The 24,223-nt window shown below is 61.5% G+C and carries 18 protein-coding genes; 14 read left to right on the top strand and 4 right to left on the bottom strand.

Annotation, left to right across the window (positions count from 1 at the left end):
• Positions 1-131 precede the first annotated feature (131 nt).
• The 5 genes from gabT to PG897_RS12745 all read left to right on the top strand — a co-directional run bounded on the left by gabT (position 132) and on the right by PG897_RS12745 (position 4,971).
• Entirely contained in the window at positions 132-1,421 is a 1,290-nt protein-coding gene (gene gabT / locus PG897_RS12765; RefSeq protein ID WP_201883003.1) for a 4-aminobutyrate--2-oxoglutarate transaminase, read from the top strand.
• Positions 1,422-1,656: 235 nt separating this feature from the next.
• On the top strand, positions 1,657-1,782 hold the full coding sequence (locus tag PG897_RS12760; protein WP_264082757.1) for a hypothetical protein: 126 nt from the start codon (positions 1,657-1,659) through the stop codon (positions 1,780-1,782).
• Positions 1,779-3,122: an APC family permease gene (locus PG897_RS12755; protein WP_005303048.1), complete on the top strand. Its 1,344-nt coding sequence runs from the start codon at positions 1,779-1,781 to the stop codon at positions 3,120-3,122. The genes PG897_RS12760 and PG897_RS12755 overlap by 4 nt, the downstream gene beginning before the upstream one ends.
• 356 nt (positions 3,123-3,478) lie before the next feature.
• Positions 3,479-3,628 carry a hypothetical protein gene (locus PG897_RS12750; RefSeq protein WP_017765716.1) on the top strand — a complete coding sequence of 50 codons (150 nt, stop codon included), beginning with the start codon at positions 3,479-3,481 and terminating at the stop codon, positions 3,626-3,628.
• Positions 3,628-4,971 carry an APC family permease gene (locus tag PG897_RS12745; RefSeq protein ID WP_005303054.1) on the top strand — a complete coding sequence of 448 codons (1,344 nt, stop codon included), beginning with the start codon at positions 3,628-3,630 and terminating at the stop codon, positions 4,969-4,971. Before PG897_RS12750 ends, PG897_RS12745 begins: the two co-directional genes overlap by 1 nt.
• Before the next feature lie 87 nt (positions 4,972-5,058).
• On the opposite strand, the gene PG897_RS12740 is transcribed toward PG897_RS12745, so the two are convergent.
• Positions 5,059-5,439, bottom strand: a complete 381-nt coding sequence (locus PG897_RS12740) for a hypothetical protein (RefSeq protein WP_043171522.1) — start codon at positions 5,437-5,439, stop codon at positions 5,059-5,061.
• Between the two features lie 248 nt (positions 5,440-5,687).
• Here PG897_RS12740 and PG897_RS12735 point away from each other — a divergent pair, with 248 nt between their 5' ends.
• The 7 genes from PG897_RS12735 (at position 5,688) to PG897_RS12705 (ending at position 18,920) form a co-directional block, all read left to right on the top strand.
• Positions 5,688-6,842 (top strand): sodium dependent phosphate pump, encoded by a 1,155-nt coding sequence (locus tag PG897_RS12735; RefSeq protein WP_010633351.1) that lies wholly within the window; start codon positions 5,688-5,690, stop codon positions 6,840-6,842.
• A gap of 151 nt (positions 6,843-6,993) precedes the next feature.
• Positions 6,994-7,464: an FKBP-type peptidyl-prolyl cis-trans isomerase gene (locus PG897_RS12730; protein WP_043171520.1), complete on the top strand. Its 471-nt coding sequence runs from the start codon at positions 6,994-6,996 to the stop codon at positions 7,462-7,464.
• A gap of 310 nt (positions 7,465-7,774) precedes the next feature.
• Positions 7,775-8,542 carry a DODA-type extradiol aromatic ring-opening family dioxygenase gene (locus tag PG897_RS12725; RefSeq protein ID WP_201883005.1) on the top strand — a complete coding sequence of 256 codons (768 nt, stop codon included), beginning with the start codon at positions 7,775-7,777 and terminating at the stop codon, positions 8,540-8,542.
• Between the two features lie 236 nt (positions 8,543-8,778).
• Entirely contained in the window at positions 8,779-13,656 is a 4,878-nt protein-coding gene (locus tag PG897_RS12720) for a PAS domain S-box protein (RefSeq protein ID WP_270829072.1), read from the top strand.
• A gap of 11 nt (positions 13,657-13,667) precedes the next feature.
• On the top strand, positions 13,668-14,600 hold the full coding sequence (locus tag PG897_RS12715) for a diguanylate cyclase (RefSeq protein WP_201877601.1): 933 nt from the start codon (positions 13,668-13,670) through the stop codon (positions 14,598-14,600).
• Positions 14,601-14,797: 197 nt separating this feature from the next.
• A complete protein-coding gene (locus PG897_RS12710; RefSeq protein ID WP_270829071.1) occupies positions 14,798-18,052 on the top strand; it encodes a response regulator in 3,255 nt (1,084 codons plus the stop codon).
• A gap of 190 nt (positions 18,053-18,242) precedes the next feature.
• Positions 18,243-18,920: a Crp/Fnr family transcriptional regulator gene (locus tag PG897_RS12705; RefSeq protein WP_270829070.1), complete on the top strand. Its 678-nt coding sequence runs from the start codon at positions 18,243-18,245 to the stop codon at positions 18,918-18,920.
• Positions 18,921-18,998: 78 nt separating this feature from the next.
• Here the strand turns inward: PG897_RS12705 and tsgA are convergent, their stop codons facing one another.
• The 3 genes from tsgA to PG897_RS12690 form a co-directional block, all read right to left on the bottom strand.
• Positions 18,999-20,162 (bottom strand): MFS transporter TsgA, encoded by a 1,164-nt coding sequence (gene tsgA, locus PG897_RS12700; protein ID WP_201883011.1) that lies wholly within the window; start codon positions 20,160-20,162, stop codon positions 18,999-19,001.
• 54 nt (positions 20,163-20,216) lie between these two features.
• Entirely contained in the window at positions 20,217-20,918 is a 702-nt protein-coding gene (deoD, locus tag PG897_RS12695; RefSeq protein WP_171281322.1) for a purine-nucleoside phosphorylase, read from the bottom strand.
• A gap of 279 nt (positions 20,919-21,197) precedes the next feature.
• Positions 21,198-21,578, bottom strand: a complete 381-nt coding sequence (locus PG897_RS12690) for a hypothetical protein (RefSeq protein ID WP_181969345.1) — start codon at positions 21,576-21,578, stop codon at positions 21,198-21,200.
• A 595-nt stretch (positions 21,579-22,173) separates the two neighbouring features.
• Here PG897_RS12690 and PG897_RS12685 point away from each other — a divergent pair.
• Entirely contained in the window at positions 22,174-23,829 is a 1,656-nt protein-coding gene (locus PG897_RS12685) for an AAA family ATPase (RefSeq protein ID WP_270829068.1), read from the top strand.
• Positions 23,822-24,184, top strand: coding sequence for a hypothetical protein (locus PG897_RS12680; protein WP_270829067.1), 363 nt, complete (start codon positions 23,822-23,824; stop codon positions 24,182-24,184). The genes PG897_RS12685 and PG897_RS12680 overlap by 8 nt, the downstream gene beginning before the upstream one ends.
• The last annotated feature ends 39 nt before the right edge of the window (positions 24,185-24,223 follow it).

Genomic DNA, 24,223 nt, shown 5'->3' with positions numbered 1-24,223 from the left:
CGGCGGCCGGGCCTGCAACAGGGGCCTGCCACCCGCCGGCGCAGCCATATCGCTTAACAAGGACGAAGTGAGTGCTCCCAAGGGGCCTCGCCACATTGAGACAGGGGCCCCCGGCCCCTCAGGGAGGAAAGATGAGTCAGTCAGCATCAAACAAGGCGTGGCAAGCGCGCCGTGAAGCCGCCGTGGTCAACGGTGTCGGCACCCTGCTGCCGGTGTTTATCGACCGGGCGCAAAACGCCGAACTGTGGGATGTGGAGGGCAACCGCTACATCGATTTTGCCTCCGGCATCGCCGTGCTCAACACCGGCCACAACCACCCGAGAGTGGTGGCCGCGGTGCGCGCGCAGCTGGAAAAATTCAGCCACACCTGCTTCCAGGTCACCCCCTACCCCGGCTATATCGAGCTGGCGGAGAAGTTGAATGCCCTGGTGCCCGGCCCCACCCCGAAACGCACCCTGTTTCTCTCCACCGGTGCCGAGGCGGTAGAGAACGCCATCAAGATCGCCCGCGCCCACACCGGCCGCAGCGGCACCATCGCCTTCAAGGGGGGCTTTCACGGCCGCACCATGATGGGGATGGCGCTCACCGGCAAGGTGGTGCCCTACAAGACCGGTTTCGGCCCCTTCCCTGGCGAGGTCTATCACCTGCCCTTCCCAAGCGACTATCTGGGAGTGAGCGAGGCCGATGCGCTGGCCGCGCTGGATCTCTGCTTCAGCTCGGATATCGAACCGACCCGGGTGGCCGCCATCATCATCGAACCGGTGCAGGGTGAAGGGGGCTTCTACCCCGCCTCCGCCAGCTTCATGCAGCGCCTGCGCCAGCTGTGCGATCAGCACGGCATCCTGCTCATCTGCGACGAGATCCAGAGCGGTTTCTGTCGCACCGGCAAGACCTTCGCCACCGAATACAGCGGCATCGAGCCGGACATCATGACGCTCGCCAAGAGCCTGGCCGGCGGCTTCCCGCTCTCCGCCGTGGTGGGCAAGGCGGAGGTGATGAACGCCGCCAAGCCGGGTGGCCTGGGCGGCACCTATGCCGGCTCCCCCATCGCCTGCGCCGCCGCCCTGGCGGTGCTGGAGGTGATCGAAGAGGAGCGTCTCAACCAGCAGGCCCAGGCCCAGGGCGAGCAGATCAAGGCGCGCCTGCAACAGCTGGCCGAGCGTTTTGACTGCATCGGCGACATCCGCGGCCCCGGCGCCATGGTGGCCATGGAGCTGGTCAAGCAGCGCGATGCAAGCCAGCCGGATGCCGACCTCACCAAGCGACTGGTGGCCGAGGCGGGCAAGCGCGGGCTGGTGCTGCTGGCCTGCGGTGTGCGCGCCAACGTCATCCGCTTCCTGGCGCCGCTGACGGCCTCGCCGGCCATCATCGAGGAGGGGCTGACCCTGCTTGAACAGGCCCTGCAGGCGGCTCACGCCTGATCTGAAACAGAGCATTCGCCCATTAGTGCAAAAAAATGCGTTTTTGCCCCCTTGATATGCTTGTCAAGGGGGCAACACGAATGCACAATGCGCCGCCGCGTAAAAGGACCGACCACTTGCTGAGTCAGGTTCTTTTTTTGCGGCAAACAAATCCACAACGAGGCCGGAACCGACCGGAAAAGATAGCGAGATGGGTTGCCATCTCACGACACCCGCTTCTCTAGTGAGGAACACCATGGGGTATTTCACTGCTTTCCTGCCGGCCCGCGCCGGTCTGCGCCGCATTGCTGGCGCCCCCTATGCCCAGGTTGATGCCGTCAGCCTGATCCCTTCGGCCCGGATTGAGGGGAAAGCACAATGAATGCCCAACCCGTCGGCCTGAAAAAAAGCCTGAAGCTGTGGCACGTCGTCATCATGGGTCTGGCCTACCTGACCCCCATGGCGGTGTTTGACACCTTCGGCATCGTCACCGAAATCACCGAAGGCCATGTGCCCACCGCCTACCTGTTCGCCCTCATCGGCATGCTGTTCACCGCCATGAGTTACGGCCACCTGGTACGCAAGTTTCCCTCGGCAGGCTCCGCCTACACCTATGCCCAGAAGGTGTTCCACCCTTACGTGGGCTTCATGGTGGGCTGGGTCTCCCTGCTCGACTACATGTTCATGCCGATGATCAACATGCTGCTGGCCAAGATCTACATGGAGGCCCTGTTCCCGAGCGTGGAACCCTGGACCTACATCCTGGGGCTGGCCGCCGTCATGACCTTCCTGAACCTGCGCGGCATCAAGCTGGTGGCCAACTTCAACAGCCTGATCGTCATCATGCAGTTCAGCATCATCGCCGTCTTCATCGGCCTCATCGCCTGGGGTGTCTACCATGGCGAGGGGCTTGGCACGGTGGCGAGCAGCCGTCCCTTCTTCTCCGATCAGATGGCGGTGGCCCCCCTGCTCACCGGCGCCTCCATCCTCTGTCTGTCGTTCCTCGGCTTTGACGCCATCACCACCCTGTCGGAAGAGACGCCGAACGCGGATCGGGTGATCCCCCGCGCCATCGTGCTGACGGCGCTGATCGGCGGCGTGCTGTTCATCTCCGTCTCCTACTTCCTGCAGCTGTTCTTCCCGGACATCTCCCGCTTCCAGCAGCCGGATGCGGTACTGCCGGAGATCGCCCTCTATGTGGGCGGCAAGCTGTTCCAGGCGGTGGTGCTGGTCTGCACCACGGTGGCGGTGCTGGCCTCGGGGCTCGCCTCCCACGCCGGCGTGTCGCGCCTGCTCTACGTGATGGGACGGGATCGCGCCCTGCCGAGCCGCTTCTTCGCCTATATCCACCCGACCTGGCAGACCCCGGCGCTGAACGTGCTGCTGGTGGGGATCCTGGCCCTCTCGGCGGTGTCGTTCGATCTGGAGATGGCGCTGGCACTGATCAACTTCGGCGCGCTGGTGGCCTTCACCTTCGTCAATCTGGCGGTGATTGCACACTTCTACGTCAAGCTCGGTCACAACAAGACGCTGCGGGATCACCTGATCTTCCTGCTGCTGCCCCTGTGTGGCGCCGCCTGCATCGGCGTGCTCTGGCTCAATCTGGAGCCGGCCTCCTTCGAGCTGGGGCTGATCTGGGCCGCCCTCGGCGCCCTCTATCTGCTGCTGCGCCTCACCGTGTTCCGGGTCCAGCTGCGCCGGCCCGAAACCGACGCCTCCTGAGCCCCCTTTCATGACTACTGCGCCCGCCTTTCGCGGGCGTTTTTTTACCCCTGTTCATCCGCCGTGACAGCGGCCTTCGCGCCAGAGCGGCTCCGCTCGCGCCCCTGTCAGCACAGGCTGCCAGCCGGGGGCGCAACCCCGACCTGACCCAGGTCAACAAAATCCCCCGACGGGGGCATTTTTGCTTGTGTCCTCCCCCCCCTGAGGGCACAATACGCCGCCCCTGAGAGCCGATGTTTTTTGCAACATCGGTTCTTCGTTTTTAAGGGGTAAACCACATTCACCAAGAGGCCGGACTTTGTACCGGAATTGATACCGAGATTGCCAGGCAATCTCCCGACGTTGTGAGGAAATACATGGGGCATTTCATTGCTTTCCTGCCGGTCCCCGCCGGCGTGCGCCACTTGTCTGTGCCACAGACCGGCGCCCCCTGTGTCCAGCGACGCGCTGCGTCCCTGATCCCGTCCCCCTTCGCCGCCCTGGCGATCACAGAGGAGAAAGCGTGATGGCCGGTGCCAAGCTGCTCAAGACGCTCACCCTCTTCCAGGTAGTGGTGATGGGTCTGGCTTACCTCACACCCATGGCGGTATTCGATACCTTCGCCATCGTCGGTGACATTACCGAAGGCCGCGTCGCCACCGCCTATCTGCTGGCGCTCGGCGGCATCCTGCTGACCGCCATCAGCTACGGCCACCTGGTGCGCAAGTTCCCCTCCGCGGGCTCTGCCTATACCTACGCCCAGAAGGTGTTCAACCCCTACATCGGCTTCATGGTCGGCTGGTCTTCCCTGCTCGACTACATGTTCATGCCGATGATCAACATCCTGCTGGCCAAGATCTACCTGACCGCCATGTTCCCCGGCGTCGAGCCCTGGATCTTCATCTTCGGTCTGGTGACCGTGATGACCTTCCTCAACCTGCGCGGCATCAACCTGGTGGCCAACTTCAACGGCGTCATCGTCTTCATCCAGCTGGCCATCATCACCGTCTTCCTCGGCCTGATGGGCTGGGGCATCTATCAGGGTGAAGGGGCTGCGACCCTGCTGAGCAGCCGTCCGTTCCACTTCGAATCGGCCGGCATGGTGCCGCTGTTCACCGGCGCGACCATCCTCTGCTTCTCGTTCCTGGGCTTCGACGGCTTGAGCTCGCTCTCCGAAGAGACCCCCAACGCCGGCAAGGTGATCCCGCGCGCCATCGTGCTGACTGCGCTCATCGGCGGCATCATCTTCGTCACCGTCTCCTACTTCCTGCAGCTCTACTTCCCGGATCTGGCCCGCTTCAAGGAGCCGGACGCCGTGCTGCCGGAGATCGCCCTCTACGTCGGCGGCACCCTGTTCCAGAGCGTGGTACTGGTGTGCACCACGGTTGCCGTGCTGGCCTCCGGCATGGCCGCCCACGCCGGCGTGTCGCGCATCCTCTACGTGATGGGGCGCGATCGCATGATCCCGGAGCGGGTATTCGGCTACATCCACCCGAAATACCGCACCCCGGCCATCAACGTGCTGATGGTGGGTGCCCTGGCCCTCTCCGCGGTGTCGTTCGATCTGGACATGGCGCTGGCGCTGGTGAACTTCGGTGCCCTGGTGGCCTTCACCTTCGTCAACCTGTCGGTCATCGGTCAGTTCTGGGTGCGCGAGAAGCGCAACAAGAGCCTCAAGGAGCACCTGCTGTTCCTGCTGCTGCCGCTGCTGGGTGCCGCCACCATAGGCGCGCTCTGGATCAATCTGGAGCAGAGCTCGCTGGAGCTGGGCCTGATCTGGGCCGGCCTCGGCGTCACCTACCTGTTCCTGCGCCTCGCGGTGTTCCGCATCCCCTTCCGTCAGTACGAAGAGGCGGCCGACTCGCAGTAAGCGGCCAGCGCCAACCAAGCAGAAGGGGAGCCATGGCTCCCCTTCTTCGTGCACGTCATCTGATCACCGCCCTCGCGGTGGCCGGGCTCAGCCCTGGTTGATCACCGCGGTGGCGGCCGCCTTGAGCGGATCCTTGGCCACCGCCTTCACATCCTGCTGGGTCTGCTTTAGCTGCTGACCGGCCTGATCGACCTTCTGCTGGGTCCCCTGCAGCTGGCTCTTGCCCTCCTTGAGGCCGGCGGTTTTCTTCTCCAGCACATCCGTGGTGTGCTTCTTCACCTCGGCCCCGGCCTTCTCTTTCTGCTGGCGCACCAGCTTGTCGGTATCACAGCGCCCCTTGACCCCCAGGGTCGCATTGAGCGCCTCGTTCTTCATTGCCTTGTCGAGGTTGCACTCGGATTTCAACACGCTCGCCTGGGCACCGACAGACAGCAGACCCAGGGACAGACACAACACCCATGCACGCATAACAACACCACGTTGGTTGAGATAAGAAAGACCGCAGCATAACGCCCTGTCCCCCGGCTGCAAGCCGCCAGACACATTCGCAGCCAAACGGGGCGAGTTCCCGGCCCAATCCGACACCTTCTGTCCCATCTTCCCCATCCGACCATGTCATCAAATCATCACAAAAGTGTCACTTTGTCATATTTCTGTCATGGTGCCCTGCTGTAATGCGCCCGTCCATTTTCAAGCAGACTGTCCCAAGAGGCTTCATGCACAGCACCCCATCTTTTGCACAACAGCAGACCCGTCGTACTGGCCCACTGTTCAACTGGCTCGCTGTGATCACCCTGATCTACCTGATCCTGGTTGCCGTCGGCGCCGTCTCCCACGGCTTCAAAGGCTTCTCCGGCGGCGCCGAGGGCGCGGCCCAGATCTTCGCCTTCGCCAACAACCCCTTCGTCGCCCTGCTGCTCGGCATCCTGGCCACCGCGCTGGTGCAATCCTCCAGCACGGTCACCTCGGTGATCGTCGGTCTGGTGGCCGGCGGCCTGCCCATCGGCATGGCCATCCCCATGGTGATGGGCGCCAACCTCGGCACCACCATCACCAACACCATCGTCTCCCTCGGCCATATCCGGGATCGGGGCGAGTTTCGCCGCGCCTTTGCCGCCGCCACCGTGCATGACTTCTTCAACCTGCTGGCGGTGTTCATCTTCCTGCCGCTTGAGCTGATGTTCGGTCTGCTACAAAAGAGTGCCGAGGCGCTGGCCACCCTGCTGGTAGGCTCCGCCGACATGTCGATGAAGGGGATGGATTTCATGAAGCCCCTCATCTCCCCGGCCCTCAACTTCATCGATGACCTGGTGGCCTTCTTGCCGGGCAAAGGGCCGGCCATCGCCACCATCGTCATCGGCATCCTGCTGATCCTCGGCTGCGTCACCTGGCTCGGCAAGGTGCTGCAACGGGTGCTGGTCGGCCGTGCCAAAGAGGTGCTGCACAAGGCGCTGGGCCGCGGCCCGCTGACCGGCATCGCCTCCGGCACCCTGGTTACCGTGATGGTGCAGTCCTCTTCCACCACCACCAGCCTGATGATCCCGCTGGCCGGCGGCGGCGTGTTCAGCACCCGTCAGCTCTACCCCTTCACCCTGGGCGCCAATATCGGCACCACCATCACCGCCCTGCTGGCCGCCACCGCCATCAGTGGTGCCGGGGCCAAGCTGGCGCTGACCATCGCCCTGGTGCACGTGCTGTTCAACCTGTTCGCCGTGGTGCTCATCTACGGGGTGCCCTTCCTGCGCGAGCTGCCGGTCAAGGCGGCCGAGGGGCTGGCCCGGGTCGGCAGCGAGAACAAGCTGCTGGCGCTCGGCTACGTGGCGGGCCTCTTCTTCGCCCTGCCCGCCCTGATGATGGTGGCCGCCAAGTAACGACAGGGGCCGGGGGATGCGCTGCGTCCCTCGGCTCTGGCTTTGCCCGTCCAGTCACATCTTGCCGCCCGCCGGCTCGCCCTGACGCCCCGGCTGGGATAAGATGCCGCACTCACTGCCCTCCCGGCATTTCACGACATAGGGATACCCGATGAAACTCGTTCTGATCGCGCTGCTGGTTGCCGGCGTCGCCTACTACTTCTACTCGAGCAGCAACAACAGGAAGCTGGCGGAAGAGAATGTGCGCAAGGGGGCCGAGTTCCTCGCCGCCAACAAGGAAAAACCCCTGGTGACCACCACCGCCTCCGGCCTGCAGTACGAAGTGCTGACCCCGGGCACCGGCACCGTTCACCCCACCGCCACCAGCAAGGTGAAGGTGCACTACGAGGGCAAGCTGCTGGACGGCACCGTCTTCGACAGCTCGGTCGCCCGCGGCGAGCCCATCGAGTTCGGCCTCAACCAGGTGATCAAGGGCTGGACCGAAGGGGTGCAGCTGATGGTGGAAGGGGAGAAGACCCGCTTCTACATCCCCGCCAATCTGGCCTACGGCGATCGCGCCGCCGGCAAAATCCCGCCGGGATCCGTTTTGATCTTCGACGTGGAGCTGCTGGGTATTCAGTAAACCGGCCAGATCCCACCCAGCGCCCGTGCTGATCTTCGATGTGGAGTTGCTGGGTATTCAGTAAATTGTTGATGGCAGGCCTGTCGCCTGCCAGCTCCCCCAGGGCCGGCCACTGCGCCGGCCTTGTTATTGGTGCTCTCCCCTCCTTCCCACCCATCACTATCAACCAATAGTGAACAGTGCTTATTCATAAAGCCGGATTGTTAACTTACATTTCGGGGCAGATAATGACCATATCGTCAGCGGCATGTCGCCCTGGCCCTGGGTTTTCGGTGCGCCTCGCACCGGTACAACGCATATGGAGTCTGTCATGTCTATCGCCCCCGTCTGGTTCATCTCCCATGGCGCCCCGGATCTGGTTCTGCGCGACCAGCCGGCGACCCACTTCCTCAAAAATCTGCGCCTTGGCGATCTCAAGGGGCTGGTGGTCATCTCGGCCCACTGGTTTACCCGCAGCGAGCTGCAGATCAACGTCGAGCCCAATCCGACCCTGATGTACGACTTCTACGGCTTCCCCGAGCCGCTCTACCACATCCGCTGGCCGGCCAGCAGCCCGCTCTGGCTGCAGGAGGCGGTGAGCGATCAGCTGCTGCTGGCGGGCCTGCCCGCCGAGCCGGTGCGCCGCGAGCTGGATCACGGGGTCTGGTCGCCGCTCTCGCTGATGGATCCCGCCAGCACTGTCCCGCTGGTGCAGCTCTCCATCCCGGCCAGCTTCACCCCGCGCCAGCTGTGGCAGCTGGGGGAGGCGCTGCAGCAGCTGCGTGCCCAGGGGATCGGCATCCTGGCCTCCGGCGCCATCACCCACAACCTGCGGGCGCTGGGGCCGGAAAACTCGCCGGTGCCGGGCTGGGCCCGCAGTTTCGTCGACTGGCTGGAGCTAACCATGGCCGAGGGTGACAGAGCGGCGCTGGAAGATTACCGCGCCCGCGCGCCGGGGGCGGTGGAATCCCATCCCCACGACGATCACCTGCGCCCGCTGTTCGTGGCGCTTGGCGCCGCCGGCCAGGACAAGCCGGTCAAGCTGCACGACAGCTGGGATGGCGGCAGCCTTTACATGGGCTCCTACCGCTTTGCATAGACGCGGCTGCCGTTCAGGCCAAGGTGACGAGCAGGAGAATCGGATACAAACGCCTGCGATTAATGCTAAGTTATGTTGCAACTCATTTGATACCACTTGGGATCGACGCAGAGCGCCCCCCTTCGCGCTCTGCGTTTTGAATGCGGGATATCAGGGTTTACTTTCAATGCATTAACGCGACTCAATAGTCGTATCGGGTGTGCTCTACGTCATCAGCGAGGCAAGGAGGCTTCAGCTTGCGCAATCACCACCCCTTTTTAGGGTTGAACCGCAGTGCAGGCCTGGTATTGCTCATCGGCCTGCTGCTCTCCCTGCTCGGCACCCTCCTCCTCCATTACAGCAATGACAAGCAGGTGCAAGCCAGCATCACGGCTGCCACGGAGCACGTCGCAGATACCGTCAAGGCGCGACTCGATCTGTATCAGTACGGTCTCAGAGGGGTACGTGGCGCCATCCTGACCGCCGGCGAACACGCCTTCAACAACGAGGACTTCGTTCGTTACAGCCTGACCAGGGATGTGGACAGTGAATTCCCCGGTGCCCGGGGTTTTGGCTTCATCAGGCGAGTGAAGGATGCCTATCTCGACGACTTCATCCAGCGCGCCCGACGAGATGGGCGGCCAGGTTTCACCCTTCAGCTGCTCTCGCCCTATCGGGGTGAACATTTCATCATCCAGTTTATCGAGCCGCTATCACGCAACAAGGCGGCCATCGGGCTGGACATCGCCTCGGAACCCTCACGCCGTGAGGCGGCCCTCGCCGCTATCCGCAGCGGCGAGGTACGGCTGACCCCCCCCATCACCCTGGTACAGGCCACGGGCAAGCCAAGGCAATCCTTTCTGATGCTGATGCCCATCTACCGCACCGTGACCACTCCAGCGACTCCCGAGGAGCGAGAGGCCGCCGGGTTTGGCTGGAGCTATACCCCCTTGCTGATGGAAGAGTTGCTGGACGCCCTGCATCTGGAGAGCCCGGCCTTTCACATCAGACTGATCGATGTGACCGACCCCCGGCATATCCAGCCCTTCTATACCAGTGCCATCGACCACGAGTCGCGCAATCCGCACCACATCACCATGTCCAGAGCCGCCGAGCGGGAAATTCATGGCCGCCGCTGGCAGATCAGGCTCGACGCCCACCCCCTGTTCGTGGCGCAGCTCAACCAGACCTCCCCCTATGTGGTGTTGTTCACCGGCGGCCTCTTCACTCTGCTGCTCACCCTGCTCGCGCGCATGCGGGCTCAGGGGCAACAGCAACGTCTGCAACTCATTGAGGAACAGGCCAGGCTGGCCGCCATCGTGGCCGGTGCCAGTGACGGCATCATCGCCAAGACCCTGAACGGCGTCATCGTAAGCTGGAACAAGGGGGCCGAAGATCTGTTCGGTTACCCTGCCGGCGAGGCGCTGACCCGTACCGACAGTGCACTGTTTCAGACGGATCACGACAGCGCCGGCGAGAAAGCGCGGCTCGCCGACCTCAGGCAGGGCGTCCGGATCCCGAGCTTCTCCGCCCGGCGTCGCCACAGGGACGGCCATCTGCTGGATCTCTCCATCTCCATCGCCCCCATCTATGACCATCAGGGCAAGCTGGTCGGCACCTCAGAGACCATCCGGGACATCACGGCCCAGAAACAGGCAGAGGCCAAGATCCTGGAGCTCAACGCCAATCTGGAACATCAGGTGGCAGAGCGCACGGCTGAGCTGAGCAAGATCAACGTGTTATTGAGCAACGTCCTGCGCTCCGCCTCCGCAATCTCCATCATAGCGGCCGATCTGGAGGGCACCATCACCCTGTTCAACGAGGGGGCCGAGCAGCTGCTGGGATACAGCGCCGCCGACGTGGTCGGCAAGGAGACCCCCGGCATCTTCCACACCCGCGACGAGATGCAGGCCCGCAGTGTCGAGCTCAGCACCCAGTACGGCGAGCAGATCAGCGGTTTCCAGGTGTTCGTCTACAAACCGGAACGGGAAGGGGCGGAGAGCCGGGAGTGGACCTACGTGCGCAAGGATGGCAGCCGCTTCCCCGTCACCCTGGTGATCACCGCCATCCGTGATGAACAGGGGCGCAGTCAGGGCTACCTTGGTATCGGCCTGGACATCACCGACAGCAAGGCGGCCGAGAAGAAGCTGGCCGAGAGTCTCGAGGTCACCCGCGCCATCCTGGACACCGCCGTCAACCCCATCATGACCATGGATCCTGACGGTCGCATTCACTCCCTCAACCCGGCCGGTCAGACCACCTTCGGCTATCAGGCCGGCGAGATCCAGGGCCGACAGGTGCAGACCCTGTTGCAAAGCAGCGATGAGCACGCGCTGGGTGAGGTGCCACTCGGTTCCCTCAGCGACAACCAGCTGGCCGCCCTGATGGAGAGGGAGTTTATCGGGCGTCGGCGCGATGGCAGCGAGTTCCCGCTGCAGATGTCGATCGGCCGGATGCAGGCGGCGGGCTCCAGCATGTTCGTCTGCATCATGACCGACATGACCCAGCAGCTGGCCCAGCGCAACGAGATCCTGTCGACCCGCGATCAGCTGCAGATGGCGGCCGACGTGGCCGAGCTGGGGATCTGGTCATGGGAGCTCGACAGCAACGCCCTGAGCTGGAACAACCGCATGTTCGAGCTCTACGATCTGCCGCTGACGCTCAGGGACGAGGGGCTCAACTACCAGCACTGGGCAAACCGGGTGCACCCGGACGATCTGGCGGCCACCACCGCCAGCCTGAACCGCGCCGTGGCCGGCACCGGCATCTACGACCCCGTCTTTCGGGTGATGCAGGACAACGGCGATCACCGGGTGATCCAGGCCGGGGCCAAGGTGGAGCGGGACAGCAGCGGTCAGGCGCTGCGCGTCATCGGCTTCAACCGGGACATCACAGCCCAGACCGAGCTGGAGTCCCGCCTGCTCTATGCCAAAGAGCAGGCAGATGCCGCCAGCCAGACCAAGTCCTCCTTCCTCGCCAACATGAGCCACGAGATCCGCACCCCCCTCAACGCCGTGCTCGGCATGTTGCAGCTGATCCAGTACACCGAACTCACCGCCCGCCAGCTCGACTATGTGGTCAAGGCGCACTCGGCGGCCAACTCCCTGCTGGGCTTGCTCAACGACATTCTCGACTACTCGAAGATCGAGGCCAGCAAACTGCAGCTCGATCTGCACCCCTTCGACATCGAGCTGCTGATGCGGGACCTGGCCATCGTACTGGACGGCAACCAGCGCCAGAAAGAGATCGAGGTCATGTTCGATATCGACCCCCACCTGCCCAATCTCCTGATCGGTGACAGCATGCGCCTGCAGCAGGTGCTCACCAACCTGGCGGGCAATGCCCTCAAGTTCACCATCAAGGGCCAAGTGGTGATCACCATGGCGCTGCTGGCCCGCCATGAGCAGACGGTCACCATCCGCGTGGCCGTCACCGACAGCGGCATCGGCATCAGCGCCCACCAGCTGGAGCGCATCTTCGAGAGCTTCACCCAAGCCGAAGCCTCCACCACCCGTCGCTTCGGCGGCTCCGGGCTGGGGCTGGTGATCTGCAAACGCCTGCTCAAGCTGATGGGGGCAGAGCTGCGGGTCGAGAGTGAACCTGGCCGTGGCAGCCGCTTCTGGTTCGACATCACCCTGGCACAGGCCGCCCCCCAGTCTCTCAAGGAGGCCTGTCCGGACATGGCACCGCCCCCCTACATTCTGGTGGTCGACGACAGCGAGCTGGCGGCAGAGCTGCTGCAACGCACCCTGCTGCAGCTCGGCTGGCAGGCCGAGCTGGTCCACTCGGGGGCAGAAGCCGTCCGCCGCGTCGGCGAGGCCCGTGCTCTGGGCCGTCCCTTCGACATAGTGCTGATGGACTGGAGCATGCCGGGCATGGATGGACTGAATGCCGCCGCCCAGATCCGGCAACAGGCCGGGCAAGACCCGGCCCCCGGAGTCATCATGGTCACCGCCTACGGCCACGAGGTGTTCACCGAGTCGCACCAGTCGGGCGCCACCCCCTTCGTCAGCCTGCTGACCAAACCCGTGACACCCAAGCAGCTGGCAGAGGCCATCTATCAGGCCCTCCATGGCCAGGACGCCGCGCCCGCTCTCCCTGCCCAGCACACCCGCCGGCTGAGTGGTCTCACCCTGCTGGTGGTGGAGGACAATCTGCTCAACCGCCAGGTCGCCTGCGAGTTGCTGAGCTGCGAAGGGGCCAGGGTGCTGCTGGCCGAATGCGGGCGGGACGGGGTCGCCATGGTGTTGCAGCAAGCCCCCTCGTTTGATGCCGTGCTGATCGACATGCAGATGCCGGATATTGACGGGCTGGAGGCCACCCGCCAGATCCGGGCCCACCCGCAGTTTGCCAACCTGCCCATCATCGCCATGACCGCCAACGCCTCGGAAGCGGATCGCCAGCTCTGCCTGGCTGCCGGCATGAATGAGCATGTGGGCAAGCCCATTGCCCTCGAACAGCTGGTCTCCACCCTGCTGGCCCAGCTTGGCAAGGCTGACCAGCCAGCCCTTGCCCAGCCCCCTGCTGCCAGCGAAGCCCTGCTGGAAGCGGAATCCGTCATACGCCAGCGTTTTGACAACGATATCGAACTGCTGCAACGGATCCTGAGCCTGTTCGGCCCCGACATGGCAGAACAGCTGGAGGCCTTGCACCAGGCCATCGCCGCTGGCCAGGTCACGGAGGCCTGTCGCATATTGCACGCGATCAAGGGCAGCGCCAGCACCATGGGGGCCTGCCGACTGGCCACCCTGGCCAAGGCGCAGGAGCAGGCCCTGCTCCACGCCGACCAGCCGCAGGCCGCTGCGCTGCTGGCTGACGCCGGCTGGCTGCAGCTGTTGCAGGAGACGGTGCGGCTCAGCCTGGAGAGCCTCGAAAAAGCTTTCGCCCCGCCCCCCGATACCACCGCACAGCCGGCCGATGATGCCTTGTCCCTCGCCGAATGGCGGGAGGCCATGCAGCACATCCTGGCGCTGCTGGAGGATGGCAATCTGGCGGCGGTCGAGCTGACCGAGGCCCTGGCACCCAAGACGCCGCCGCAGCTGCACACCACCTTTCGCCAGTTTGCCGGCCTGATCGACAACCTGGAGTTCGGCGCCGCCCTCAAGTTGGGGAAATCCCTGTGCGACAACCAATGATGGAGCCCAAGATGGTCCCCTGGAACCTGCCCACCAACCGTCGCCCCAAACTGCTGATCGTCGATGATCAGGCGATCAACATCAGGCTGCTGCACCAGCTCTTTCGCGAAGAGTGCGAGATTTTCATGGCGACCAGCGGGGAGCAGGCTCTTGCCCTCTGCCGCAGCCTGCTGCCCGACCTTGTCTTGCTGGACGTCATCATGGACGGCATGAGCGGCCACGAGGTCTGCCAGCAACTCAAGGCGGATCCCGACACCCGGGACATTCCCGTCATCTTCGTCACGGCCCAGCAGGAGGAAACGGACGAAGAGTACGGCCTGGCCCTCGGCGCGGTGGATTTCATCAGCAAGCCCATCAGCCCCAACATCGTCAGGGCCAGGGTGAAGACCCACATCACCCTCAAGCTGCAGGGGGACTTGCTGCGCAACCTGGCCATGCTCGACGGCCTCACCGGCATACCGAACCGGCGCCAGTTCGATGATGAGCTGATGCGGCAGTGGCGCCAGGGTTGCCGGGACAACACCCCTCTCTCCCTCATCATGCTCGATGTCGATTACTTCAAGCGCTACAACGACCGCTATGGCCATCAGGCCGGCGATCACTGCCTGCAGGCCATCGCCGCCGTGCTGGCCGAGCGGCTGGGCAGGCCGCACGATCTGGTGGCCCGCTACGGCGGTGAGGAGTTTGCCTGCGTGCTGCCCAACACCCCCCTGGCCAGCGCCGTCCATCTCGCCGACAGCATGTGCAGCGCCGTGCGCGAGCTGGCCATCGAGCACCTCGCCTCCGAGGTGGCCAGGGTGGTGACCATCTCCCTTGGCGTGGTCTGTGCCATCCCCAGCCAGACCGGCACGCCGCAACAGCTGCTGGAGGCGGCCGACCGCCAGCTCTACCGGGCCAAAGAGGCAGGACGGGCCAGAGTCGCCGCCGATGGCGAGGGTGTGTGAGTCCTCTGCCGTGCCTGCCCCTGTCCAAATCAGGAGTCAGGGCGGACAGTTGGCAGGCCGCTGGCGAGTCCCGCCCCGCCCACGGCCTTGCCGTTTGCACTGACAAACTGCTGATTAAAGGTTCATTGTGCGTCGCTCTTCGGTAGAATCGCCGCTTTCAATCACCATCCAACCGGCGGGAGGGGCACAATCTGGCAATGAACCTGATCCGACCCCTGCTGCTGCTCTGCCTGCTGCTGCCCCTCTGCGCCCAGGCGCTCACCCTGCACAGTCGCCCTTACCTGCAGAGCCCCCCGGCGCCCGCCAGCACGGCTGACCAGCCCTGGCTCGCCGAAATGACGGCGCTGCGGGTCGGCGTGCTGCGCCACGACTATCGCCCGTTTGCCATGATCGGGCCCGATGATCACTTCGAGGGGATCGCCGCCGACTACCTCGACATCCTGGCCAGGGCGCTGCAAAAACCGGTGAAACTGCGGGCATTCAACGACACGCGCAGCGCGCTGGCGGCGCTGCGGGCCGGGGATCTCGACCTCGTCAACCTCGGCAACCTCAACCTCGGCGCGGCCGAACAGGCAGGCATCGCCCTCAGCCGGCGCTATTTCAGCAGTGCCCCCGTCTTCTCGGCCCTCGCCGCCGAACAGGGGCCGCTGCTGCTGCCGGGCCAGCGGGTCGCCACCGTGCGGGGCTACGTGAACGAGGCCGCCTTCAAGCGCTACTACCCGGATCTGGTACTGGTCAGCTACCCCTCCAACGTGGCAGCCTTCGATGCGGTCTTCTTCGGCCACGAGCCGCTGCTGCTAAGCGACCCCCACTCCCTGCACTACCTCAACAGCGAGCGCTTCGACAAGATCCGCCAGCGCAGCCAGGCGCAGCCCGCCATAGCGGCAGACGGCTTTCGCTTCGCTGTGTCAGCCGCTCACCCCGGCTTGCTGGCCCTGCTCGACCAGACCCTGGAGGGGGTGAGCGACGTCACCCGCAGCCTCATCTTCAACCAGTGGAACGGCCCCATCCGCGACATCGTCGAGCGCCCCAGCGATCTCTACAGCCGCGAGGAGCGCGCCTGGCTCGCCAGCGCCGGCCCGGTGAAGGTGTGGCTGATGGACGACCTCTACCCCTACGGGGTGCGCGACTACGACAACCAGCTCACCGGCATGTCGGTGGAGATGCTGGAGAAGATCAGCAAGCGCTCCGGCCTGCGCTTCAAGTTCGTCAGTTACGGCTCGGAGCAGGCGCGCAAGGAGGCCCTGCTCAAGGGGGAGCTGGATCTTATCGGTGCCATCTCCCGCCCGGTGGCCGAGGGCTATCGGCTGCGCCCCTCCCTGCCCTACGCCACCGACGACATCTATGTGCTGGTGGCCCGCAAGGGGGATGCCTTAAGCGGTGATCTGGCACAGCTCGCCGGCAAACAGGTGGGCAGCACCATCTACAACCCCATCGCCAGAGGACTTGGCGACAGCCAGGTGAGCTTTCTGGAGAGCGCCGACGAGGCGATGGAGGCGGTCAACGAGGGGCGCCTCGATGCCGCCATCGTGCCGCTCTATTTTGCCCAGCATGCGGTGGAAGGGGGGCGGCTTCAGCAGATCCGCATCGCCGGCCCCGCCGACGACCAGCCCATCCGGATGGGCTTTGCAGGCCTCTCCGCCAACCGGATGCTGATGGACATCATCGACAAGACCATCCTCTCCATCGCCCCCAACGAGCTGGCGATGATGAGTTACCAGTGGCGCAACCGCAAACTGCCGGCCCCCACCTTCATGGAGCGCAACGCCCCCTACTTCTACCTGCTGCTGGCGGGGCTGTGCGCCGTCGCCCTGCTGCTGTTTTACCGCAATCGTATGCTCAACCGGCTGGCCCGCTCGGAGCAGGCCTCCCGCCGCCAGCTGGAGGAGCACGTGCGCTTCATCGAGGCGCTCGGCGAGAGCCTGCCCCACCCCATAGTGGTGCGCGACAAGGGGGGCAAGGTGATCCTCTGCAACAGCAAGTACCTGGCCACCCTCAACGCCCCCATCGAGCGGGTACTCGGTACCTCGTTTGCCGAGGGGCTCAAGGGACTGCTCGGCGCCGAGGCCATCGCCGCCCTGGAGCAGGATTTTCAGCAGGTGCTGCGAAGCGGCAGCCCGATACTGTCGGATCGCATCTTCAGCCAGCGCGGTCCGCGCCAGTTCGTCTACCACTGGATGGTGCCCTACTTTGACTACCGCGGCGCCATCAGCGGGGTGATCAACGGCTGGATCGACATCACCGAACGCAAGACCATGGAGGAGGCGCTGCGCCGCGCCAAGGAGCAGGCCGACCGCGCCAGCCGGGCAAAGAGCGACTTTCTGGCCACCATGAGCCACGAGATCCGCACCCCCATGAACGCCATTCTCGGCATGCTGGAGCTGGCGAGCCAGGATCCCGCCCTCGCCCGCCACACCGGCGAGCAGCTGCGCATCGCCTCCGAATCCGCCAACGGCCTGCTCGATCTCATCGGCGACGTGCTGGACATCTCCAGCATCGAATCGGGCCAGCTGACGCTCGCCCCCGAGCCGTGCGAGCTGGCGCCGCTGCTCCACTCGGTGGCCCGCGCCTGCAAGGGGATGGCCCAGCAGAAGGGGCTTGGCTACCGGGTCGAGCTGCCCCCCCTGCCGCGGGTGCTCATCGACCCGCTGCGCCTGCGCCAGATCGTCTTCAACCTGCTCGGCAACGCCATCAAGTTCACCGAGCGGGGAGAGGTGAGCCTGCAGGCCAGCCTCACGGGGAGCACGGAGCAGCCGCTGCTGCACCTCATCATCCGCGACAGCGGGGTGGGCATCGCCCCCGACAAGCTGCCCGGGCTGTTCAGCCCCTTCTACCGCGCCCACGACCCCTACCAGTTCGCCGGCACCGGCCTTGGCCTCAATATCGCCCGCATGCTGTGCCAGTTGATGGGGGGCAAGATAGCGGTCAGCAGCGAGCTTGGCAGCGGCACCGAGCTCAGGATCCGGCTGCCCCTCACCCCGCTGGCCGCCCCCCACGAGCCCCTCGACGCCGCGTCGCCGCAGGCCGGGCCACTGCTTGTGCCCTCCCCCCGGCCGTTCGCGCCAACCCGGCTGCGGGTGCTGGTGGTGGACGACAACCACGCCAACCAGGTGCTGCTGCGCCAGCAGCTCAAGCACCTGGGCCACGAGGTGTGCGTGCGCGGCAACGGCGCCGAGGCGCTACAGGCCAGCCAGAGCCAGCCCTTCGATCTCGTCATCACCGACTGCCAGATGCCGCTGATGGATGGCTTCGAGCTGACCCGCCGCCTGCGCGCCCGCGGCCACACCCAGCCTATCTGGGGCTTTACCGCCCACGCCACAGCGCGCGAGCGGGAACTCTGCCTGGCCGCCGGCATGGACGACTGCCTCTACAAGCCCATCGGGCTGGCCCGGCTGCGCACGGCCCTGTCCAGCCTTGAGCAGAGCAGTGTCGGCGCCCTGAGCCCGGCCTGATTATCTGGGCCGGATGGCGCGGGGCTGTGCTCCCGCCGTATCCGCTCCAGCCGTGTCCGCCCCAGTCCCGCCAGCCCGATCTCCGTCACACCCTCGCATGCTCACGCCGGCCCTCATCGCCTTCGGGCTGGAGTCTGCCAGCGGCAGGGTGTGTAATAGCCGTTTGTGTTTGGCGACGACCCGGAACCCCATGCAACTCAAACCCCTTCTCAAGGGGCGCTTTCAGCCCCACTGGCAAGCCGGCCACGATCTCATCGAACAGGTGGTCAGCTCCTGCATCACGGAGCCGCGTCTCATCCCCGAGGGAGAGCCCCTGATGCGCCAGGGCGAACCGCTGCGGGATCTGGTGCTGGTCAAGAGCGGCCGTATCGCCATGGGCCACACCGCCATGAATGGCCGCCGCTTTCAGCTCGGCACCCTGGAGTGCGACCACCAGCTGTTTGGCGAGATGGAGTTCTTCACCGGCTACCGCTGCCAGCTCGACATCATCGCCGAGGAGCCGCTGGAGGTGGCCCGCATCGATGGCGAGCAGCTGGAGCAGGCGCTGGTCGCCCACCCCAGGGTGGCGCTCTTCTTTGCCACCGCCATTGCCATCGACTATCAGGACACGGTGGATATCTTCACCTGCCGCATGCTCTACCCCATCAGCTACAACATCGCCCTCGATCTCTACCACAGCCACTGCCACCACAACCCGGTGAGCGGCTTTCGCAAGGGGTATCAGGAGGCGGAACGCTTTGGCACCACGGACCGGGTCTACCGGCGGGCGGTGAAAGAGCTGATGGATAAAGGACTGGTAGAGCGCGGCGAGGAGGGATTGCAGATCCGCGATCTGGCGGGGCTCAAGGCCTTTCTGGAACAGCCATAAGTCGCGGGCATGAGTGGCCGGTTAAAGACAAAAAAGAGGGGCGGTTTATACCGCCCCTCTTGCTGTTTACTCTCCCGCTCAGGCGAGACAAGGCTGGGGCCGAGCCATGCGCAGCGAGGCCACCAGCATGGCGAGGATCACGCCGTAGATAAGCGGGATGGCGTACATCACCGCCTGCAGACCGATCACCTGCTCGAACATGGCGCTGATGGCCGGGCTGAACATGGCCCCCGCGCTGCCGCTGATGAGGATATAGGAGACGTTCTTGCTCGATGCCTGCCGCACAAACGACACCCCGTAGGCGATAAAGGCGTTGTAGAGGGCCGCGCAGACAAAGCCGTAACCATAGGTGAGATAAGGCAGCTGGCTCAGGTTGTCGGTGGTGACGATGAGCGCCGTCATCCCCATCGCCAGCGTGATGATCACCAAGAGGAAGGTGCGGATCGCAATGCGGGTCACGATGGCGGTCGAGACAAGCGCGCCGAGCAGGGCCGCCGTCCAGTACTGGGTGATGATGTTGCCCGCCTCCTCGAAGGGGATGCCGAACTTGTTCTTCACGAACATGGGCGCCCAGGTGAGGAAGGTGTAGAGCGCCAGCATGCCGAGAAAAAGCCCCACCCCGCCGCTGATGATGCCGAGATTCCACTCCGAGTGCTCGTTGCCGGCGCTCTCGCCGCCCGCCTCGCAACTGCGGAAGTTGGTCAGCACCGCCACCAGCATGGTCGCCAGCGCCACTACACCCACCGCCAGATAGCTCCAGCTCCACGCCATGGCGTGAGTCAGGGTGTAGGTGGTGATAAGCGGGAAGACCACCCCGGCCACGTTGAAGGTGGCATCCTGCACCACCAGCATGGTGCTCTGCATCCGCGCCTGCCAGACGCTCACCACCAGGGTCCCTGCAATGCAGAGCCCCACCCCGCCGCACAGGCCGATCACCGTCATGGCCGCCATCACCACATAGAGCGAGCCGGTCAGATGGAGCGAAGCCGCCGCCAGCGCGATCAGGCCGTAGCAGAGCAGCGTCATCCGCTTGAGGCCCACCTTCTCGATCAGGAAGAAGGCGGCAATGGTGCCCGCCAGCGCCCCGCCGTTGAGCAGGGAGAAGATGGAGGCCACCTGATTGACGTCGGCGCCAAACTTGGCGGCGATGGGGTCGATCAGCATGCCGAACTGGGTCGCAAAACCGGCCATCACGAAGTTGGCCAGGAAGCTGATGGCAGTGAGGGAGAGCTTATTGTTCATATTGGATCTCTCATAAGGGTCAGGGTGCGTGCAGGGTTGGGCGGGCCGCGGCGCTTACAGCGCGGTGTGCAGCGCCAGCTCGATCATCTGGTTGAAGGAGAGCTGCCGCTCGGAGGCCGTGGTCTCTTCACCGGTCAGGCAGTGGTCGGAGACCGTCAGAATGGCGAGCGCCTCGATCCCCTGCTGATGGGCCAACCCGTAGAGACCGGCCACCTCCATATCGATGCCGAGCACGCCGAACTTCTCCAGCGCCGGAATGAGGTTGTCGTCCGGATCGTAATAGAGGTCACCGGTGAAGATATTGCCCACCTTGACCGGAATGGCCTTCTCCTGCGCCTTGGTAAACGCCTTGTGCAGCAGGGCGAAATCGGCCGAGGTGGCCATCTGGTAACCGGCGCTGCGCTTGGCGTTGGTGGGGGAGTCGGTGCCCGCCGCCTGCGCCAGGATCACGTCACGCATCTGCACGTGGCGCTGGGTCGCCCCCAGACTGCCGATACGGATGATCCGCTTGACCCCGAAGTCGTTCACCAGCTCGTGGGCGTAGAGCACCATGGAGGGGATCCCCATGCCGTGTCCCATCACCGAGATACGCTGGCCGTTGTAGTAGCCGGTGTAGCCCAGCATATTGCGCACATTGGTCACCTCGCGCGCATCGGTCAGAAAGGTCTCGGCGATATAGCGGGCCCGCAGCGGGTCCCCCGGCATGATGACGGTCTCGGCGAAATCGCCCGGGTTGGCATTGATATGAGCGGTCATTGTTGTTGTGCTCCAGTTTGACTCGTTTTTTTGTTTTGATGCGGCCATCCTAGCGCCCGTCCCGCCTCCCCTTGCAGGACAAAAGTCCTGTTGCCCCGATCGAGATCCCAGTTCCGGCAACTTCTCCAGGGCCGCCCCAGCTTGCCCCTCTTCGTCGCCACTCGGCTGCCCCTAATCAGCCCTGCCCTTGCATCACCCGCTCAGCGATAATGCCCCCGCGCCCCAAAAAGCGCGGGGGGCCTGCTGGCCCCCCGCAAACACACCGGACAAGAAAACCCCTTACTTGGCGGCGCTATCCTTCACGCACTTCTGGACAAAGCTGTTCTTGGCCGCGCCAGCCAGCTTCTTGTCGGCCGCCGCCTTCTCGCACTTGGCCGCCGGATCCATCGCCGCCCCCGTCTTCACGCACTTCTGGATAAAGCTGTTCTTGGCCGCACCGGCCAGCTTCTTGTCGGCTGCGGCTTTCTCACACTGGCCGGTCGCGGCGCCAGCGGCATCTTTCACGCACTTGCCGACAAAGCTGGTCTTGGCAGCGCCCGCCAGTTTTTTCGCCGCGGCCTGCGCCTCGCACTGCAACTGGGCAGCGTCGTTGGCAAAGACCGGATTGGCCAGCAGCACGCTGCCGCAGAGCAGGCCGAACAGGATGGCAATACGCTTCATATGACGTTCCTTATTGTGATGTGTTGGCATGGTGACCCGTTTGCATGATGATCTGATTGCAAGTAACTGTTATGACAACAGCTGATTGTTGCCGCAGATCCCCCGCCTCGCCAGCCAGGGCCACGGAGCACAGGGCACCATAGCCAGCACTATAGCGCCGATTGGCTAAGCGAGATTCTCCCCGGCCAGCTCCGCCTTAACAGCAAGCCAGCACCCTCTTCCCCGCCACGCTCGCCAACCCCAATAAAATCAAGATCCATGGGAATCCGATGCCCGACCTCTGCCATTTTTTGAGCCAGCGCAAAAAAGGCGACTTTTCTGATAGTTACGTCACTTTTTGACTGGCACGACCAGATTCTATGGGCTTAACATAGCCATCCGGTGCCTATTCATCAGTGATGGGCTGCTGCCCTCACTGGTCAATGGAGCATTTTGGAAGCTGTAATCCACGGGCGGTAGCGTGCGTTTTGGTTACGTTACTCTCCTCCCCAAAAGGTGGGTGTCCCAGATTTCCGGTGTATTGATATATATAAAAACGCCAATAATGACCAAGCTCAATATTTTAAAAAACTCACATTAAGAGACTGGTGATAGTATGAAAGTTTGCTATATCTGGGTAGAAGAGTTTCGAAACTTCCGTAACTTTGGACTTAACTTATCAAATGATTTTACTTATTCATATGACTCAGAAAAACACCATATAAGTAGAGTGGAAAAGCCCCCACTACCAAGAGATTTTTTCCATTCAGATATAACAGATGTAACTGGTATAATTGGAAAGAATGGCTCCGGGAAAACTAACTGCCTTGAACTAATTTGTATGATTCTAAAGGGAGGATTAAGCAGATTAAAAACTCCATTTATTGTTATTACGCAAGAGAGGGACTATTTAACCTGCTATTCAAATAATAGGGGGCGTACAGTTCCTTGGGCACCTACAACAAGCTTTGAGGCTACACAGGTTGAATATTCAAAACAAATAAATGGCATAAAGCCGATATTTTTCTCCAATGTATCTGATGGACGAGAATATAATTTCCACAAAGATGTCGCAAATATCTCTTCAAATAAACAAGGACGAAGGCAGAACTCCATCAAGGAGCATTTGGTTTTTATTAATTCAGAGAAATTTAATTATCTAGAGATAGAAAGACCCAAATTCGTATCTTTGAACTTAATTGTTAGTGATATTTTACCATCAAAAAAAGATCTGGAACAAAAAGCAAGCCCATTTACACACGAACAAATAAATAAATTTTTGAAGATGGCTGCCAGTTATACACCTACTAGGCAGGTTATAACCATCATTAACCTTTTGCTAATTCAAAAGCTTTCCTCTTATGTTTCAGCAGTTGGCCTCGAAGAAGAAAAAAATGATATTTTTGGAGTTGATATTAAAAAAAGGATTATTAGCTCATCGATAAGTGATGAAAATATAGATTACTTAATGGATGAAATATGTTCGGAGTACATTCTATTAATAAAGAAAAATGAACACATTGTAAAAAACCTCGATAAATTAAAAACCAATGATATTCGCATAGAAATTAACTCTCTAGAAAATTTATCTACCATTAAAAATCTTATACAGGATTGTGATATTGAAGCACTAAAAACAAATCACAAGAACAAACTATGCTTCACTATTAGCTTTAATAAAAAATCACATTCCGTATTGCAATGGATATTTGAAGTCCTTAGTGAAAAACAACATTTTGAATGCACTTGGCTTGGAATAAGCTCTGGACAAAAAGCATATATAAATATTTTTTCATCTATTTACAATTCATTATTCCGTTCTAGAAATGCATCAATTATCTGCATTGATGAGGGAGACTTATATTTGCACCCTGAATGGCAGATTCAGTTTTTCGAAAAATTAAATAATGTTCTCCCAAACCTATCTAGTGGGAAAATACAGCTTGTGATCAGCTCCCACTCTCCATTTTTATTGTCCGATCTTCCTAATCAATGTCTTGTTGTACTTGATAATGATCAAGCAAAAGCAGGTTTCGATACACTTACTTTTGGCGCGAACCTTTATGACCTATATTCTCATGGCTTCTTTTTAGGTAACCGAGTATGTAGCCAATTTGCATCAAACAAAATTGACGCCATACTTTCATTATATCGTCAGAGTAGTGAAAAAACGCTTTCTGAAACAGAGCAAAAAAAGATAAAGGATTATATTGGTATCATTGGGGAAGAAATAATAAGCTTTCACTTAAAGAGACTTATAAAAAATGGTTAGACTAGATGGTATTATCAGTTCCATTGATCCTGACATCTATCTTAGCAATAAATCAGAATCACTGTGGAAATATCTCAACAAAAAAACTCGCATTGATAAAAAACTTGCTGATACAGCATTAATAATACGCTGTGAGAAAACATTGCTGAAAACAAAAACATCTGATTATTTAAAAAAATATGCTGATAATGATGCCTTTGCTTTAAAAAGACAAATCAATTACCTTGAATATTTATCACAAAACGTCAAGAGAATCATTGTCAGCAAACCTGATGAATTCACCAAAATCATCAATGAAACATACATTATACTAAAGAGCGGGAATTCAGATAATAAGTGCGACACTCATGGATGAATGGCGAGAGGTGGCCAACTGCTGATTGGTGGTACCCTT

This window comes from Aeromonas sp. QDB20 (assembly GCF_027707805.1).
GTDB classification, from domain to species: domain Bacteria; phylum Pseudomonadota; class Gammaproteobacteria; order Enterobacterales; family Aeromonadaceae; genus Aeromonas; species Aeromonas dhakensis.
Note: the sequence above shows the minus strand (reverse complement) of the source record. Positions and strands in the feature narration are given on the sequence as shown.

What these genes read in the sequence shown, in the direction of transcription:
- PG897_RS12740 (WP_043171522.1), bottom strand. Translation starts at nt 5,439, where the DNA reads ATGCGTGCATGGGTGTTGTGTCTGTCCCTGGGTCTGCTGTCTGTCGGT.
- PG897_RS12730 (WP_043171520.1), top strand. Translation starts at nt 6,994, where the DNA reads ATGAAACTCGTTCTGATCGCGCTGCTGGTTGCCGGCGTCGCCTACTAC.
- PG897_RS12750 (WP_017765716.1), top strand. Translation starts at nt 3,479, where the DNA reads ATGGGGCATTTCATTGCTTTCCTGCCGGTCCCCGCCGGCGTGCGCCAC.
- PG897_RS12690 (WP_181969345.1), bottom strand. Translation starts at nt 21,578, where the DNA reads ATGAAGCGTATTGCCATCCTGTTCGGCCTGCTCTGCGGCAGCGTGCTG.
- PG897_RS12710 (WP_270829071.1), top strand. Translation starts at nt 14,798, where the DNA reads ATGAACCTGATCCGACCCCTGCTGCTGCTCTGCCTGCTGCTGCCCCTC.
- PG897_RS12755 (WP_005303048.1), top strand. Translation starts at nt 1,779, where the DNA reads ATGAATGCCCAACCCGTCGGCCTGAAAAAAAGCCTGAAGCTGTGGCAC.
- PG897_RS12760 (WP_264082757.1), top strand. Translation starts at nt 1,657, where the DNA reads ATGGGGTATTTCACTGCTTTCCTGCCGGCCCGCGCCGGTCTGCGCCGC.
- PG897_RS12705 (WP_270829070.1), top strand. Translation starts at nt 18,243, where the DNA reads ATGCAACTCAAACCCCTTCTCAAGGGGCGCTTTCAGCCCCACTGGCAA.
- PG897_RS12735 (WP_010633351.1), top strand. Translation starts at nt 5,688, where the DNA reads ATGCACAGCACCCCATCTTTTGCACAACAGCAGACCCGTCGTACTGGC.
- PG897_RS12685 (WP_270829068.1), top strand. Translation starts at nt 22,174, where the DNA reads ATGAAAGTTTGCTATATCTGGGTAGAAGAGTTTCGAAACTTCCGTAAC.
- deoD (WP_171281322.1), bottom strand. Translation starts at nt 20,918, where the DNA reads ATGACCGCTCATATCAATGCCAACCCGGGCGATTTCGCCGAGACCGTC.
- PG897_RS12715 (WP_201877601.1), top strand. Translation starts at nt 13,668, where the DNA reads ATGGTCCCCTGGAACCTGCCCACCAACCGTCGCCCCAAACTGCTGATC.
- PG897_RS12745 (WP_005303054.1), top strand. Translation starts at nt 3,628, where the DNA reads ATGGCCGGTGCCAAGCTGCTCAAGACGCTCACCCTCTTCCAGGTAGTG.
- PG897_RS12680 (WP_270829067.1), top strand. Translation starts at nt 23,822, where the DNA reads ATGGTTAGACTAGATGGTATTATCAGTTCCATTGATCCTGACATCTAT.
- gabT (WP_201883003.1), top strand. Translation starts at nt 132, where the DNA reads ATGAGTCAGTCAGCATCAAACAAGGCGTGGCAAGCGCGCCGTGAAGCC.
- tsgA (WP_201883011.1), bottom strand. Translation starts at nt 20,162, where the DNA reads ATGAACAATAAGCTCTCCCTCACTGCCATCAGCTTCCTGGCCAACTTC.
- PG897_RS12725 (WP_201883005.1), top strand. Translation starts at nt 7,775, where the DNA reads ATGTCTATCGCCCCCGTCTGGTTCATCTCCCATGGCGCCCCGGATCTG.